The organism is Burkholderia sp. 572 (genome assembly GCF_040545135.1).
GTDB classification, from domain to species: domain Bacteria; phylum Pseudomonadota; class Gammaproteobacteria; order Burkholderiales; family Burkholderiaceae; genus Burkholderia; species Burkholderia cepacia.
Genome location: NZ_JBEPLH010000001.1, coordinates 519,308 through 534,033 on the forward strand (window position 1 = coordinate 519,308; position 14,726 = coordinate 534,033).

14 protein-coding genes are annotated in these 14,726 nt (G+C 67.0%); 10 read left to right on the forward strand and 4 right to left on the reverse strand.

Annotated elements, in window-relative coordinates; all coding sequences use genetic code 11:
• Nucleotides 1-82 precede the first annotated feature (82 nt).
• From ABIC51_RS02380 to ABIC51_RS02390, 3 genes are all read left to right on the forward strand, one after another.
• Entirely contained in the window at nucleotides 83-379 is a 297-nt protein-coding gene (locus ABIC51_RS02380) for an acylphosphatase (RefSeq protein WP_006480292.1), read from the forward strand.
• Nucleotides 380-395: 16 nt separating this feature from the next.
• Nucleotides 396-1,295, forward strand: a complete 900-nt coding sequence (rarD, locus tag ABIC51_RS02385; protein WP_175854491.1) for an EamA family transporter RarD — start codon at nucleotides 396-398, stop codon at nucleotides 1,293-1,295.
• A gap of 419 nt (nucleotides 1,296-1,714) precedes the next feature.
• Nucleotides 1,715-2,836: an OpgC domain-containing protein gene (locus tag ABIC51_RS02390; protein ID WP_027790313.1), complete on the forward strand. Its 1,122-nt coding sequence runs from the start codon at nucleotides 1,715-1,717 to the stop codon at nucleotides 2,834-2,836.
• Nucleotides 2,837-2,852: 16 nt separating this feature from the next.
• Here the strand turns inward: ABIC51_RS02390 and ABIC51_RS02395 are convergent, their stop codons facing one another.
• Both ABIC51_RS02395 and ABIC51_RS02400 read right to left on the reverse strand, forming a co-directional pair.
• Complete coding sequence (locus ABIC51_RS02395) at nucleotides 2,853-3,059, reverse strand: hypothetical protein (protein ID WP_027790314.1); 207 nt, start codon at nucleotides 3,057-3,059, stop codon at nucleotides 2,853-2,855.
• Nucleotides 3,060-3,176: 117 nt separating this feature from the next.
• The gene (locus ABIC51_RS02400; RefSeq protein WP_027790315.1) at nucleotides 3,177-4,697 is read right to left on the reverse strand and encodes a peptide MFS transporter; all 1,521 of its coding nucleotides are present in this window, start codon (nucleotides 4,695-4,697) and stop codon (nucleotides 3,177-3,179) included.
• A gap of 499 nt (nucleotides 4,698-5,196) precedes the next feature.
• Between ABIC51_RS02400 and ABIC51_RS02405 the strand changes: the two genes are divergently transcribed.
• From ABIC51_RS02405 to ABIC51_RS02435, 7 genes are all read left to right on the forward strand, one after another.
• Nucleotides 5,197-5,778, forward strand: a complete 582-nt coding sequence (locus ABIC51_RS02405) for a cupin domain-containing protein (RefSeq protein WP_021162455.1) — start codon at nucleotides 5,197-5,199, stop codon at nucleotides 5,776-5,778.
• 179 nt (nucleotides 5,779-5,957) lie between these two features.
• Nucleotides 5,958-7,568: a peptide ABC transporter substrate-binding protein gene (locus ABIC51_RS02410; protein WP_027790316.1), complete on the forward strand. Its 1,611-nt coding sequence runs from the start codon at nucleotides 5,958-5,960 to the stop codon at nucleotides 7,566-7,568.
• Between the two features lie 11 nt (nucleotides 7,569-7,579).
• Nucleotides 7,580-8,518, forward strand: a complete 939-nt coding sequence (locus ABIC51_RS02415; RefSeq protein WP_021162452.1) for an ABC transporter permease subunit — start codon at nucleotides 7,580-7,582, stop codon at nucleotides 8,516-8,518.
• Between the two features lie 13 nt (nucleotides 8,519-8,531).
• Entirely contained in the window at nucleotides 8,532-9,434 is a 903-nt protein-coding gene (locus tag ABIC51_RS02420; protein ID WP_027790318.1) for an ABC transporter permease, read from the forward strand.
• 1 nt (nucleotide 9,435) lies between these two features.
• Complete coding sequence (locus tag ABIC51_RS02425) at nucleotides 9,436-10,428, forward strand: ABC transporter ATP-binding protein (protein WP_021162450.1); 993 nt, start codon at nucleotides 9,436-9,438, stop codon at nucleotides 10,426-10,428.
• Nucleotides 10,425-11,444 (forward strand): ABC transporter ATP-binding protein, encoded by a 1,020-nt coding sequence (locus ABIC51_RS02430; protein ID WP_021162449.1) that lies wholly within the window; start codon nucleotides 10,425-10,427, stop codon nucleotides 11,442-11,444. Before ABIC51_RS02425 ends, ABIC51_RS02430 begins: the two co-directional genes overlap by 4 nt.
• Before the next feature lie 165 nt (nucleotides 11,445-11,609).
• Nucleotides 11,610-13,070: an OprD family porin gene (locus ABIC51_RS02435; protein ID WP_021162448.1), complete on the forward strand. Its 1,461-nt coding sequence runs from the start codon at nucleotides 11,610-11,612 to the stop codon at nucleotides 13,068-13,070.
• A gap of 52 nt (nucleotides 13,071-13,122) precedes the next feature.
• On the opposite strand, the gene ABIC51_RS02440 is transcribed toward ABIC51_RS02435, so the two are convergent.
• A complete protein-coding gene (locus tag ABIC51_RS02440; RefSeq protein WP_060174031.1) occupies nucleotides 13,123-14,115 on the reverse strand; it encodes a DedA family protein/thiosulfate sulfurtransferase GlpE in 993 nt (330 codons plus the stop codon).
• A gap of 151 nt (nucleotides 14,116-14,266) precedes the next feature.
• Nucleotides 14,267-14,536 (reverse strand): hypothetical protein, encoded by a 270-nt coding sequence (locus ABIC51_RS02445; protein ID WP_011353737.1) that lies wholly within the window; start codon nucleotides 14,534-14,536, stop codon nucleotides 14,267-14,269.
• Nucleotides 14,537-14,726: the final 190 nt, after the last annotated feature.

A 14,726-nucleotide genomic window follows, 5' to 3' on the forward strand; every position in this document is an offset into this window, starting at 1 on the left:
AAGGCCGCGACGGGTGCGGGCATGTACGAAGCGGCCGACGCGACTACAATGCCGGGCTTGAACGCAACGGGAGGACGACGCGATGAGCCGCAATGAACTGGACGAACGGATCGAGACCTACTACGTACGGGTGCGCGGCGTCGTGCAGGGCGTCGGCTTCCGGCATGCGACGGTGCGCGAGGCGCATGCGCTGAAGCTGCGCGGCTGGGTCGCGAATCTCGAGGACGGCACCGTCGAAGCGATGATCCAGGGCCCCGGCGCGCAGATCGACCGGATGCTCGCATGGCTGCGTCACGGGCCGCCGGCCGCGCGCGTGACCGAGGTGACGTTCGAGGAACGCCGGACCGAGAAGCGCTTCGAGCGCTTCCAGCAGCAGTAAGCGGCACGGAACGATCATGACGGGGTATCCGGAGGCCGGGCGCGGCCTCATGCTGTCGGTGATGGCATCGACGCTGTTCGCGCTGATGTCCGCCTACGCGAAACTGCTCGCGCCGCTCACGGGGCTCGACATCTTCGCGTGGCGCGTGTTGTGGACCGCACCGGGCGCGCTCGCGCTGATCGCGCTGCGCGGCCGCTGGCCGGCGCTCGTCGACCTCCTTCGGCGCAGCGTGCGCGACTGGCGCCTGCTGATCGCGGTGCCCGTGAGCGCCGCGCTGCTCGGATTGCAGTTGTGGCTGTTCCTGTGGGCGCCGCTGCACGGGCGCATGCTCGAAGTGTCGCTCGGCTATTTCCTGTTGCCGCTGACGATGGTGCTCGTCGGCCGCTTCTACTATCACGAACGGCTCGATCCGCTGCAATGGACGGCGGTCGCGTGCGCCGCGCTCGGCGTCGCGCACGAAGTGTGGGCGACGCGCGCGTTCGCGTGGCCGACGCTCGTCGTCGCGCTCGGTTATCCGCCGTATTTCGTGCTGCGCCGGCGGATCAACGCCGATTCGCTCGCCGCGTTCGCGGTCGAGATCGCGCTGCTGTGCCCGGTCGCGTTCGCGATGGTCGCGACGAGCGCGACGCGCGTGGCCGGCCATCCCGTGCTGTGGGCCGCGCTGCTGCCGGGGCTCGGCGTGCTGAGCACGCTCGCGCTCGCGAGCTACCTGAAGGCCAGCCGGATGCTGCCGATGGCCCTGTTCGGAATTCTCGGCTACGTCGAGCCCGTGCTGCTCGTCGCGGTGTCGCTGTTGCTGCTCGGCGAAACGCTGAGCGTCGCGAAGCTCGCGACGTACGGGCCGATCTGGGTCGCCGTTGCGCTGACCGCGTGGCACAGCGCCATGCTGATGCGGCGCCTGCCCGCGCACGGATAGGCGCACGGATAGGCGTCGATCGCGACGCGGCGGCGGCGCGGAACGTGGCGCAGATCGCACCAGCATCAGCATCGGCATCGCCATCGCCCGACGATCGAACCCGTCGATGCTGACCGCAAACTGGCGTCGCGCTGGCGCGAATCTGGCGACACCGCCTGCTTCGTACCACAAGGCTCGCGCGTGTAATCGAACAGAAGATTCGGTTGCACTTTGTTACTTAGGGTCTCTCCTGATCGGCTACTAGACTGGCCTCACCGACTTCCCTTCGTATGCAGCCTTTCAATGAACGGTCCTCTCCGTGCCTGGCCGGCCGGGTTGGCGCGATGCGGGCATACGCGTATCGCGGCTGATCCCGCGCGCCTTCTTCTTCCCGATCCATTCTCCGGTGCATGCCGCACCGCCGTCGTGCGGGTGCGCTCATGTCGTTGAGCGTGCCGCCCGCCACCGCTCGGCCGCCGCGCGGCGGCCGCCTGATCGAAGTGGATTTCTTCCGCGGCATCGTGCTGTTGATGATCGTCGTCGATCACATCGGCGCGAGCGTGTTGTCGCGCGTCACGCTGCACGCGTTCGCGCTGTGCGACGCGGCCGAGGTCTTCGTCTTTCTCGGCGGTTTCGCGACCGCGAGCGCCTATGGCGCGATCGCCGAACGGCACGGCGCGCGCGCCGCGCAACGGCGGTTCGTGCGCCGTGCGATGCAGATCTACCGCGCGTTTCTCGCGACCTCGACGCTGATGCTCGTCGTGTCGGCCGTGCTCGACCATTACGGGATCGATGCGCCGAACCTCGCGCTCGACGACGTCAGCGTGATGCTCGCCTCGCCGCTCACGGGCCTGGCCGAACTGCTGACGTTCCAGCGCCAGCCCTATCTCGCGTCGGTGCTGCCGATGTACGTGCTGTTCGCGCTCGCGTCGCCGGTGCTCGTGCCGTTCGCGCGCCGGCATCCGTGGCTGCTCGTCGCGCTCGGCGTCGCGTCGTGGATCGCGGCGGGCTGGCTCGGCCCCGAGCTGCTGGACACCGACGGATTCCGCTGGAGTTTCAATCCGTTCGCGTGGCAACTGATGTTCGTCGCCGGCGTGCTCGCGCGCTGCCAGCCGTTCTACCGGCGCATCGCGCTCGGCCGCTGGGGGGCCGCGGCGACCGGGCTGGCCTGCGCGGTCGTGCTCGGCTGCGCGAGCTACAAGCTGTTCTCGGGGCTGCCGCTGCCGGAAGGCGTGTTCAAGCGCGATCTCGCGCTGCCGCGCGTCGTGAGCTTCGCGGCCATCGCGTGGCTGATGGCCGATTGCGTGCGCTTCGGCTGGATCGCGCGGATCGCTCAAGGCGTGCGGCCGGTCGTGGCCGTGGGCCAGCGCGGGCTGATCTGCTTCGTCGCGGGCGCGGCGATCTCGCTCGTCATCGATTCGCTCCTGCATCCGGTCGTGGGCAGTGCCGACCTGCGGCACGTCGGCGTGGGCCTCGTGGCCGACGCGTGCGCGCTCGGGCTGATGATGGCCGTGGCCGGTTCGGGAACGTGGATCGCGCGGTGGCGCGGTGCGGCCGCGTGAGCGGCGCGGCGCGGCGTCAGTGAGGTGAGCCGATACGGGAGCGGGGAACGGCGGTGGGGTCGTCGGATTCGGCGTCGTCGCGCTCGTCGGGCGCCGGATCGTCGCGTTCCGCGAGTACCGCGTCGGCTTCGGCTGCTGCCCGGGCGGCGCGCAGCGCAGTGCATCGCTGCGCGTACCGGATGTCCGAGAGGATCCGGAGGAGCCTCGTGGTCTTGCTTTTCATGGTCTTCTCCCGCCAGCGCGCATCGCGGCGGATGCACTGCTTTGCAACCAGTGTAGGACGCAATCGCGCAACCGGCGGGAGAATGTGGCGTGCAGGCCGCGCGCCGAGGGATAGTCCTTACTGGGCCGTGGCGGCACCCTGCGCCTGCAGCGATTCCTCGCGGCGCTCTTCCGCACAACGTTGGTGCTGGCGCGACAGGCGGTTCATCAGCGGCAGCAGCAGCAGCGCGAGCAGCATGCCGATCGCGGCGAGCCAGCCGAGCTTCTCGAACAGCGACAGGTAGAGCGGCAGCGATTCGGTGGCCGGCAGTTCGTGCGACGGCATCTGCGCGAAGTTCGCGACGACGCTGCCCAGATACTGCGACACGCCCGTCGCGACGAAGTACGCACCCATCATGAAGCCGCTCATGCGCGCCGGCACGTAGCGGGCGATCATCGCGAGGCCGAGGCCGCTCACCAGCAGTTCGCCGAGCGAGTAGAGGCCGTAGCCCCACACCATGAACCACGACGACACGCGGCCGTCCACCGCAAAGCGGCCGCTGATCGTGAACACCAGGTAGCCCGCGGCCACTGCGCCGAAGCCGAGCGCGTACTTCGCGGCGACCGGCAGGTCACGGCCGCCCTTCGCGACGGCGTTGTAGACCCATACGAGCACCGGGCTGAGCAGCATGATCCAGATCGGGTTCAGCGCCTGGAACTGCGCGGCGCTCCACGTGAACAGCGTCGTGCCGAACAGCATGAAGCGCGGATCGACGTTGCGCAGCGCGAACAGCGTCAGCGACGTCGACATCTGCACGTAGAAGATGAAGAACAGGATCACCTGGCCGATCAGCACGAGCGCCGCGATCAGGCCGGCGCGCTCCGAGCGCTCCGATTTCGCGATCATGTACGCGAAGATCGCGAGGATCGCGAACGCGGCCGTCCACACGCTGGCGACGGCGAGCTGCTTGTGCTGCAGCACGTACAGCGTGACCAGCGCGAGCCCGACACCGCCCAGGGCGACCGCGCCGAGGCGCTTCCAGCGGATCGGCTGGTCGTCGGGCAGCGAGCCGACGTGTGCGAGCGTGCGATGCATCAGCATGAAGTTGAGGATCGCGAGCAGCATGCCGCCGCAGCAGACCGCGAACGCGGTGTGCCAGCCCCAGTGATCCTTGATCCACGGCGTCGCGAGCATCGACACCGTCGAGCCGATGTTGACCGCCATGTAGTAGATCGTGAACGCGCTGTCGATGCGCGCGTCGTCGCCTTCATAGATGCGGCGCACGAGGTTCGCCGCGTTGGCCTTGAACAGGCCGTTGCCGACGACGATCACGCCGAGCGACGCGTACATGTACGTCAGCTGGTCGTTCGGTACCGACAGCATCAGGTAGCCGGCGCAGAGCACGGACGCGCCGATGATCATCGTGCGGCGGGCGCCGAGCACCTTGTCGCCGATCCAGCCGCCGATCGACGGCGCGGCATAGACGAGTGCAGTAAACGCACCCCAGGTCAGGTTCGCATGGCTGTCGGTGAAACCGAGCCGGTCGACCATGAAGAGGACCAGAAGCGCGGCCATGCCGTAGTAGCCGAAACGCTCCCACATTTCGATGAGGAAGACCGTCGTGAACGATCGGGTTTGTGAAACAGGTGGTTGCATCATCAATCTCGTTTGAAACGGACGGCACGGATCGCGCGTCGTCTTGGGGTCGAACTGGCGCCGATGCACAATGGGCCGGGTAAGCTTTGCGCTGGCGATGGAACAGTCGGGCGGTTAGCCCGGGCCGGGGCCTGACTCCGCCGGGTGTGGCGGGGAGGGGCCCCGACCGGCGCGCGCATGGTAACGGCAGCCGGTCCGGTGCGTCTGGTATCCGCCACTTAGGGAAACTCCTAATGTGGCAGTAGCTTTCAGGAACATTCGTCTCATCATTTACTTGTAAGCTTTCATGCCGGCTCTCCGAATATTCCCGGAGAGCCGCTTGCAGCTTGCCTGTGAAGCCGGCGAGTCTGGCAAGATAGCGCGTCGTTTCGCTCGCTTCGTGTCCCGTTTAGTGCACCGGGCTCAACACCGAAGACGGGTGCGAACCCGAAGACTAAGCTATATCGTTCTAACTTAGTTATTTTCCATCAAACATTTTTTGACGATCACTTTTCGGCCTGCTATGGTTCCCCCCACTGAAAACTCGCGGTCCGCAGACGCTGCCGCCGCTCTGGGCAGCAAGATTCGCGCGTTGCGCCAACGACTCAAGCGCACGCTCGACGACACCGCTACCGCCGCGGGGATTTCGAAGCCGTTTCTGTCTCAAGTCGAACGCGGGCTCGCGTCGCCGTCGCTGACATCGTTGGCCGGTATCGCGCACGCGCTCGGTGTGACGGTGCAGTACTTCGTGGATACGCCGAGCGAGGAACGCTCGGTCTGCCGAGGCGAGCAGCTGCGCTTCTTCGGGTTTGCCGATTCGGCGAACCTGTTCGCGAGGCTGACGAACGTGTCCGAAGGGCGCCAGCTGGAGGCGATCCTCGTGAGGATGCCGCCGGGGCAGAAGCGGTCTGAGGTGACGACACATGCAGGGGAGGAGTTCCTGTATGTGATTGAAGGGGAAGTGTCGCTGACGCTGGAAGGCAAGACGTTCGTCCTGCAGGCCGGTGACAGTTCGCACTATCAGTCGACGGTCCCGCACAGCTGGGTCAACACCGCGAAGATCGAGTCGGTGGTGGTCTGGGTCGGTACGCCGAGGCTGTTCTAACGCACAGGTATTCCTTCGTTTCGAAGACGGAATACCTGTCGAAAGAAACGTAAGGAATACTAAAATGCAATACGAGAATCACGGGCCTCCTCAATCGCTGCGCCCGTCAGCGTCTCACGCGTAAGCCGCGGCATCCGCCGCGCGACGCTCACCGAACAACCCTTCTCAAGACTGCCACGATGAAATCCTTGCATGCCATGTCGGCCGTGCTGGCCGCGCTCGCCCTGACGCCTGTCGCCCACGCCGTTTCCGTTCCGTCGAACGTCGCGCTCGCTCCTCAACAGGACCTGACGCGCCAGGTGCCTGCCGAAGTCGAGTCGCTCGACCCGGCGCACATCGAATCGTGGACCGGCAACACGATCGGCCTCGACCTGTTCGAAGGGCTGGCGCGCATCGACGCAGCCGGCCAGGTCGTGCCGGGTGTCGCGCTGTCGTGGGAACGCAAGACGCCGACGACGTGGATCTTCAAGCTTCGCCGCGACGCGAAGTGGAGCAACGGCCAGCCGGTGACGGCCGCCGATTTCGTCTATGCATGGCAGCGCCTCGTCGATCCGAAGACGGGCTCGAAGTACACGATCCTCGTCGAGTTCGTGAAGAACTCGAAGGACATCATCGCGGGCAAGGCCGCGCCGTCGACGCTTGGCGTGCGCGCCGTCGACCCGTACACGCTGGAAGTGACGACCGACGTGCCGGTCGCGTTCTTCCCCGAGCTCACCGCGATGGTGCCGCTCGCACCGGTGAACAAGGACACGGTGACGAAGCTCGGCGACGCATGGACGCGCCCGGGCAACATCGTCAGCAACGGCGCCTACCAGCTCGTCGACTGGCAGCCGAACAACCGTATCGTGATCTCGAAGGATGCGAAATACTGGAATGCGCCGAAGGTCGTGATCAACAAGGTCACGTACCTGCCGATCGAGAGCGACGAGACGGCGATGCGCATGTACCAGGCCGGCCAGATCGACTACAGCTACTCGATCCCGTCGGGGATCTTCCAGCAGGTCAGCAAGCAGTTCGGCGGCGAACTGCGCCAGGGCCTGCAGCTCGCGACGTACTACTACTACCTGAACAACAGCGATCCGGCACTGAAGGACAAGCGCGTGCGCCAGGCGCTATCGATGGTGCTCGATCGCGACGTGCTGACCCAGAAGCTCACGCAGGCCGGCGAGAAGCCGATGTACGGCCTGATGCCGAACGGCACGAAGGGCGTGCAGCCGTTCACGCCGGACTGGGCGTCGTGGCCGATGGCCAAGCGCGTCTCGACCGCGAAGGACCTGCTGAAGCAGGCCGGCTATTCGGACGCGAAGCCGCTGTCGTTCACGCTGACCTACAACACCAACGACCTGCACAAGAAGGTCGCGCTGTTCGCGGCGTCCGAATGGCGTACCAAGCTCGGCATCAACACGAAGCTCGAGAACGTCGAGTTCAAGGTGCTGATGAAGCAGCGCCATGACGGCAAGGTGCAGATCGCGCGCGACGGCTGGTTCGCCGACTACAACGACGCGATGACGTTCTTCGACCTGCTGCGTTGCGGCAGCGCGCAGAACACCGTCGGCTACTGCAACAAGCAGGTGGACGCACTCGTCGACGAAGGCAACCAGAAGCTCGACGACAAGGCGCGTGCCACGCTGCTCACGCAGGCACACGATCTCGCACTGAACGACACGCCGATGGTGCCGCTGTTCCAGTACTCGGCCGACCGTCTCGTGAAGCCGTACGTCGGTGGCTACTCGCTGAAGAACGTGATCGACATGCGTGCGTCGCAGGACATGTACGTGATCAAGCACTGAGCGGAGCGATCATGCTGGCCTACGCATTGAGGCGTACGTTGTGGGCGGTGCCGACGATCCTCGCGGTCGTCACCGTCTGCTACCTGCTGCTGCACCTGACGCCCGGTGGCCCGTTCGATACGGAAAAGCAGCTGTCCGCGGCGACGCTCGCGAACCTGAACGCGAAGTATCACCTCGACCAGCCGCTGTGGAAGCAGTACCTGATGTACCTGAACGCGCTGCTGCACGGCGATCTCGGTCCGTCGTTCCGTTACGTCGACTGGTCCGTGAACGACCTGGTGCGCAAGGCGCTGCCGGTGAGCCTCGGCGTGGGCGGCCTGTCGATCCCGATCTCGATCGGGCTCGGCGTGCTGCTCGGCACCGTCGCGGCCGTGCGCCGCGACAGCTTCATCGACCGCATCGTGATGCTGATCGGCAACGTCGGCAACGTCGTGCCGCCGTTCGTGCTCGGCCCCGTGCTCGTGTGGATCTTCGCGATCCTGCTGAAGACGTCGGCCGGTAACGGCTGGCTGCCGGCGGGCGGGTGGGGCGACGGCGGCTGGCAGTACCGGCTGCTGCCGATCGTGCTGCTGACCTTCATCAACATGTCGCTGCTCGCGCGCGTGATGCGCGGCTCGATGATCGAGACGCTGTCGAGCAACTACATCCGCACCGCGCGCGCGAAGGGCCTGCCGGGCTCGACTATCGTGCTGCGCCACGCGCTGAAGCCCGCGCTGATGCCGGTCGTGTCGCTGGTCGGCACGGTCTGCATCTCGTCGATCACCGCGGCCGTCGTCACCGAATCGGTGTTCGCGCTGCCGGGCCTCGGCCAGCTCGTCGTGAACGGTGCGATCAACCGCGACTACACGCTCGTGCTCGGCCTCGTCGTGCTGACCACCGTCTGCGCCGTGCTGTTCAACCTGCTGGTCGACCTCGCGTACGCGTGGCTCGATCCGCGCATCCGTTATTGAGCGAGGCACTGCGATGACTCCGACTACTCCCGTCGTCGGCCTGCCCGTGCAGACCGACACGCCGCCGCGTTCGCGCTCGCCGCTCGCGCTTGCCATGGCGCGCTTCCTTCACAACCGTGCGGCCGTGTTCAGCCTCGTGCTGCTCGCGCTGATCACGATCGCGTGTTTCGTCGGCCCGTGGCTGCTGACCGCCGACCCGGCCGCGAGCGACTGGGGCGCGATCAGCCTGCCGCCGACCTGGGCCAACCAGCACTGGTTCGGTACCGACGAGCTCGGCCGCGACCTGCTCGTGCGCACGCTGATCGGCGGACGCGTGTCGATCGAGGTCGGCTTGCTCGGCACGCTCGTGTCGGGCCTGTTCGGCGTCGCGTGGGGCGCGACCGCGGGCTTCGCGGGCGGCCGCACCGATGCCGTGATGATGCGCGTCGTCGACATGATGTACGCGATCCCGTACCTGCTGATCGCGATCCTGATGATGACCCTGTTCGGCCGCTCGTTCATGCTGGTCGTGCTGACCATCAGCGCGTTCTCGTGGATCGACATGGCGCGTGTCGTGCGCGGCCAGACGCTGTCGCTGCGCAGCCGCGAGTTCGTCGACGCGGCGCGCGCGATCGGCGTGTCGCCGGCCACGATCGTGCGGCGCCACGTGGTGCCGAACCTGCTCGGCGTGGTCGTCGTGTACGCGACGGTCTCGGTGCCGGGCATCGTGCTGACCGAATCGGTGCTGTCGTTCCTCGGCCTCGGCGTGCAGGAACCGATGACGAGCTGGGGCGTGCTGATCCAGGACGGCGCGCAGAAACTGGAATCGATGCCGTGGCTGCTGCTGGCCCCGGCCGTCATGCTGTGCGTGACGCTCTACTGCGTGAACTTCGTCGGCGATGGCCTGCGTGACGCGCTCGACCCGAAGGATCGCTGAAATGGGTGCACTGCTGGAAGTAGACAACCTCGGCGTGCGCTTCACGCGCAAGGACGCGCCGCCGGTCGACGCCGTGAGCGGCGTGTCGTTCTCGCTCGAAGCCGGCAAGACGCTCGGCATCGTCGGCGAATCGGGCTCGGGCAAGAGCCAGACCGTGATGGCGCTGCTCGGCCTGCTGGCCGGCAACGGCACGACGACGGGCGCCGCGCGCTATCGCGGCGACAACCTGCTCGAGATGGATGCGCGCGCGCTGAACAAGGTGCGCGGCGACCGGATCGCGATGATTTTCCAGGACCCGATGACGTCGCTCAATCCGTTCCTGACGATCGAGCGGCAGATGACCGAGACGCTGCAGCTGCATCGCAAGCTGTCGCGCAGGGAAGCCACGAAGCGCGCGATCGAGGCGCTCGAATCGGTGCGTATCCCGGACGCGGCGCGCCGCATCCGCATGTATCCGCACGAGTTCTCGGGCGGGATGCGCCAGCGCGTGATGATCGCGATGGCGCTGCTGTCCGAGCCGGAGATCCTGATCGCCGACGAGCCGACCACCGCGCTCGACGTGACCGTGCAGGCGCAGATCATCGACCTGCTGCGCGAGCTGAACCGCGAGCGCGGCACGGCGATCGTGCTGATCACGCACGACATGGGCGTGGTCGCGGGCCTCGCGGACGACGTGATGGTCATGTATGCGGGCCGCACCGTCGAATACGCGCCGGCCGAATCGATTTTCGCGGCGCCGTCGCATCCGTACACGATCGGCCTGCTCAACGCGCTGCCGCGCCTGACCGACGCGGACGATGCGCCGCTCGTCGCGATTCCCGGCAATCCGCCGATGCCCGGCACGGCGCCGGCCGGCTGCGCGTTCGCGAAGCGCTGCACGTACGCGGAAGAACGTTGCGGCGCGGCGCGCCCCGCGCTCGAAACCTATGGCGCCGTGGGCGCGGTGCGCGCATGCCACCGGCCCGTGGCCGATATGACGGGAGGTCTGCGATGAGCGTCGATGAACGCCGCAATACCGGCGCGACGGACGACACGCTGCTGTCCGTCGATGGGCTGAAAGTGCATTTCCGCGTGCCGCTCGGCGGCTATCCGTGGTCGCCGAAGGGCACGCTGCGCGCCGTCGACGGCGTGTCGTTCGACGTGAAGCGCGGCGAGACCGTCGGGCTCGTCGGCGAATCGGGCTGCGGGAAGTCGACGCTCGCGCGTGCGCTGATCGGGCTCGTGCCGATGACGGCCGGCGCCGTGAAATGGCGCGGCGAAGCCGTGGCGCCCGATCACCTGCGCGGCACCGCGATGCGGCGCGAAGTGCAGATGATCTTCCAGGACCCGCTCGCGTCGCTCGATCCGCGCATGACGATCGAACAGGTCGTCGCGGAGCCGCTCGTCACGCACCAGGCCGGCCTCGGCCGCACCGAGGTGCGCCGCCGCGTGGTCACGATGCTCGAACGCGTCGGCCTGAACGCGCATCACCTGCTGCGTTATCCGCATGAATTTTCCGGCGGGCAGTGCCAGCGCGTCGGCATCGCGCGCGCGCTGATCAGCGAGCCGAAGCTCGTGATCTGCGACGAACCCGTATCGGCGCTGGACGTGTCGATCCAGGCGCAGATCGTGAACCTGCTGCGCGATCTTCAACGCGAACTGTCGTTGTCCTATCTGTTCGTTGCACACGATCTCGCCGTGGTGAAGGCGATCAGCCAGCGTGTGCTCGTGATGTATCTCGGCCGCGTGATGGAGTTCGGCACGCGGCATGACGTGTACGGCGTCCCTCAACACCCGTACACGAAGGCGCTGCTCGATGCGGCGCCGACGCCGGAGCCGGCGCGCGAGCGTGCTCGCCGCCCGATGCTGCTGGCGGGCGAGATGCCCTCGCCGCTCAACCCGCCGTCCGGCTGTGCGTTCCGCACGCGCTGCCCGGTCGCGATCGATGCGTGCGCGCAGGACGTGCCGCTGCCGGAGGTTCGGCAGGGGTCGGCAGCGCGTGTCGCATGCATCCGCGCGGGTGTGGCGTGAGCTGAAGTGACGCAGCAAACATAACCAAGGCAGGTCAACAGGGGTAGGTGCGGCGCGAACGATCTTCGCGCCGCGGGTACAGGCGCGTCCTTAACCGGGCGCGCCGGGGGGCCGGGAGCGGATCGCAGCCGGCGTGGACGATATCAACACAAGACGAGAATTACGATGAAGAAACAGAAGACGATCGGGACGGCATCGAAAATGCTGCTCGCATGGGGGCTGCCGGCACTCGCCGGTGTCTCGCTGACGGGCGTCGCGCACGCCGACGACGCGGCCCCCGCACCGCTGACGGTCGCCCAGGCCGCACCGGGCACGACCGTTGCGCAGGCAACGACCCCGAACGCCATTGTCAACGCCGAAGCGACCCAGGCCGTCACGCCGCCCGACGAGCCGTCGGCCCAGTCGCAGTCGAAGGGTTTCATTGCCGACAGCCACCTCAATTTCCTGTTCCGCAACTATGCGGACGTGCTCGACGCCAAGGGCGGCCCGCATCGCCACGCGTGGGTCCAGGGCGCGATGGCGAACTTCGAGTCGGGCTATACGACGGGCCTGATCGGTATCGGCTTCGATGCGTCGCTGTATGCGGCGCTGAAGCTCGACGGCGGCCAGGGCGCCGGCAGCATGGTGCACATCGCGAAGGGCGGCGGTGGCGGCAACCAGCTCGCATGGGCCTACCCCGGCATCTACGACGTGAAGGCGCGCATCTCGAACACGGTGGTCAAGTACGGTCTGCAGGCCGTCGACAACCCGTTCATGGAGCAGCACGACAACCGTGCGCTGCCGCCGACGTTCCTCGGCGCGACACTCGTCAGCAATGAATTCAAGAACGTGATGCTCGAGGCCGGCAGCTTCACGAAGACCGACGCGCGCGGTCACACGACGCTCACCAACCTGACGACGCAATACGGCGGCACGCGCATCAATCGCCTGTCGTACGTCGGCGGCACGTGGGATTACTCGCCGAACGGCGAAATCGCGCTGTACGCGAACCAGGCCGACGACGTGTGGCACCAGTACTACGCGTCGGTGAAGCACAGCATCGGCAGCCCGCAGACGATCAAGTGGACGGGCTTCGGCAACGTCTACTCGACGCACGACACGGGCGATGCGCTGCAAGGCAAGATCAACAACAACGCATACAGCCTGTCGCTGGCCGCGCAGCACGGCCCGCACGAGCTGCTGCTCGGCTTCCAGCAGGTGCTCGGCGACCAGTTCTTCGACTACCTGAACGAAACGAACGGCATCTTCCTGACCAACTCGATGGACGTCGACTACAACGCGCCGCACGAAAAGTCGCTGCAGCTGCGTTACACGTTCTACGGCAAGGAAGCGGGCCTGCCGGGCTTCAAGGCGATGGTCTGGGGCGTGACGGGCTGGGGCGCGGACGGCAGCGCGAGCGCCGCGCTCGATCCGAGCAAGTCGAGCATCTACTGGAGCAACGGCGCGCCGGTGCAGGGCCGTCACCACGAGTTCGGCTTCATCCCGTCGTACACGTTCCAGAGCGGCAAGCTGAAGGACACGAAGGTCACGTTCATCGCGATGTGGCACGCCGGTTCGGCGCACTACTCGGACGCGACGAACACCGAGTACCGCCTGGTCGTGAACCTGCCGCTGCACGCGTTCTGATCGAAGGGGGCATGCGCCCCCGCTTCGCACGGCCGGCTTTCGATCGAAACGATCAGGCCGGCTTGTGCAGCCCCGCGACCGGATCGTTCGCGGCCGGCATGTCTTCCACGAGCGACGTGAGCTGGCGGCCCGTATCGCGCCAGGCGTCGAGGCCGCCGCGCAGCGCGAGCGCATCGGTGAAGCCTGCGTCGAGCAGGCGCTTCGCCATCAGGGCCGCCGTCACTTCGTTCGGGCACGAGCAGTACACGACGAACTTCTGCGAGAGCGGATAGCGCGCGACGATGTCGCCGATCTGGCGATCGTCGGCGAATTGCGCGCCGGGAATCGTGAACGGGTCGAGCTTGCGGTGCTCGGGCGAGCGCACGTCGAGCACGACCGGCGCGGTGGCGTCGCGCAGCAGCTGGTCGAGTTCGTCGACGCTGATCCGCGCATTGGCCAGCTGGCGGATCAGCGCGCGGCGGCGCATCCAGCGGATGGCCGCATACACGGCGAGCAGCGCGACGATCACCAGCAGCACCGCGCGGCCGAGGCGGCTCGCGCCGGCGAACAGCCAGTCGATCTGCCGGTAGAACACCAGCCCGGCCACCAGGCCGACGATCGTCCACAGTGCGGCGCCGAGGGCATCGTAGCCGGCGAACGTGCGGTAGCGCGTGCCGAGCGCACCGGCCATCGGCACCGATACCAGCGACAACCCGGGAATGAAGCGCGCGACCGCGAGCACGCGCACGCCGTAGCGGCCGAAGAAGCGTTCGGTCTTTCTCACGCAGGTATCGCGCGACAGCGACAGCCGGCAGATCGTCTTCAGCGTCGTGCCGCCGTAACGGCGCCCGGCGACGTACCACACGGTGTCGCCGATCAATGCGCCGAGCACCGACAGCGCCACCACCGTCACCAGTTGCGAGCCGATCATCTCGGGATGCATCGCGGACATCGCGCCGAACAGCACGAGCGTCGGCATCGCGGGCACCGGCAGGCCGATGGCCGCCGCGAGCACGTTGGCGAAGACGAGAAGCGGCCCGTATTGGGCGACGAGGTCACGGAGCATGACGGCTGGCCGAAAAGGACATGCGTGGGCAGGAAACGCAGATGGGCCGATTATCGGCCTTTTTCAAGACAACGGCGGGAATGACGGAAAGCGCCTGACGGCGGCAGGGGCGCGGTGAGCCGGCGCGCTGCGAGCGGCTCACCGTTCGAAATCAGGAGGAGGTGCGGGCGAGCGACGCGGCGCCGTGGTTTTCGCCGGGCAGCTCGGCGCCGTGCGAGCGGATCGCCGCGATCAGTTCGGCCGGCGTGATCTCGTAGCGGACTTCGCGATGGATGCCGGGCTTGCGTTCGTCGATCTCGATCAGCAGCACGCTTTTGCCGTCGCCGGTTGCCTCGAGCCGGAGCGAGCGCAGTTCGCGGCCGTCGGCCGGGTCGTGTTCGGTGAGCAGGGTCATTGCCCCGGATGAGCCGGTAGTGCGCATCGAACCTATCCTCGTATCGTGGATGCCGTAGTGGCGAAGATGTCTTTGTTGAATACAGCTCGACGCAGTTTAACGCGAACGGGCCGCAAGTCGGAGCATTTTCGCAAGCTGAAATGAGGGCTGAACCATCGATCCTTCTGATGTTTGAGCCGCGCGGGGCGGGCGTTTGCGCCGGATCGGGGCCGGCCGC

What these genes read in the sequence shown, in the direction of transcription:
- ABIC51_RS02390 (WP_027790313.1), top strand. Translation starts at nt 1,715, where the DNA reads ATGTCGTTGAGCGTGCCGCCCGCCACCGCTCGGCCGCCGCGCGGCGGC.
- ABIC51_RS02435 (WP_021162448.1), top strand. Translation starts at nt 11,610, where the DNA reads ATGAAGAAACAGAAGACGATCGGGACGGCATCGAAAATGCTGCTCGCA.
- rarD (WP_175854491.1), top strand. Translation starts at nt 396, where the DNA reads ATGACGGGGTATCCGGAGGCCGGGCGCGGCCTCATGCTGTCGGTGATG.
- ABIC51_RS02415 (WP_021162452.1), top strand. Translation starts at nt 7,580, where the DNA reads ATGCTGGCCTACGCATTGAGGCGTACGTTGTGGGCGGTGCCGACGATC.
- ABIC51_RS02410 (WP_027790316.1), top strand. Translation starts at nt 5,958, where the DNA reads ATGAAATCCTTGCATGCCATGTCGGCCGTGCTGGCCGCGCTCGCCCTG.
- ABIC51_RS02405 (WP_021162455.1), top strand. Translation starts at nt 5,197, where the DNA reads ATGGTTCCCCCCACTGAAAACTCGCGGTCCGCAGACGCTGCCGCCGCT.
- ABIC51_RS02445 (WP_011353737.1), bottom strand. Translation starts at nt 14,536, where the DNA reads ATGCGCACTACCGGCTCATCCGGGGCAATGACCCTGCTCACCGAACAC.
- ABIC51_RS02400 (WP_027790315.1), bottom strand. Translation starts at nt 4,697, where the DNA reads ATGATGCAACCACCTGTTTCACAAACCCGATCGTTCACGACGGTCTTC.
- ABIC51_RS02440 (WP_060174031.1), bottom strand. Translation starts at nt 14,115, where the DNA reads ATGCTCCGTGACCTCGTCGCCCAATACGGGCCGCTTCTCGTCTTCGCC.
- ABIC51_RS02430 (WP_021162449.1), top strand. Translation starts at nt 10,425, where the DNA reads ATGAGCGTCGATGAACGCCGCAATACCGGCGCGACGGACGACACGCTG.
- ABIC51_RS02395 (WP_027790314.1), bottom strand. Translation starts at nt 3,059, where the DNA reads ATGAAAAGCAAGACCACGAGGCTCCTCCGGATCCTCTCGGACATCCGG.
- ABIC51_RS02380 (WP_006480292.1), top strand. Translation starts at nt 83, where the DNA reads ATGAGCCGCAATGAACTGGACGAACGGATCGAGACCTACTACGTACGG.
- ABIC51_RS02420 (WP_027790318.1), top strand. Translation starts at nt 8,532, where the DNA reads ATGACTCCGACTACTCCCGTCGTCGGCCTGCCCGTGCAGACCGACACG.
- ABIC51_RS02425 (WP_021162450.1), top strand. Translation starts at nt 9,436, where the DNA reads ATGGGTGCACTGCTGGAAGTAGACAACCTCGGCGTGCGCTTCACGCGC.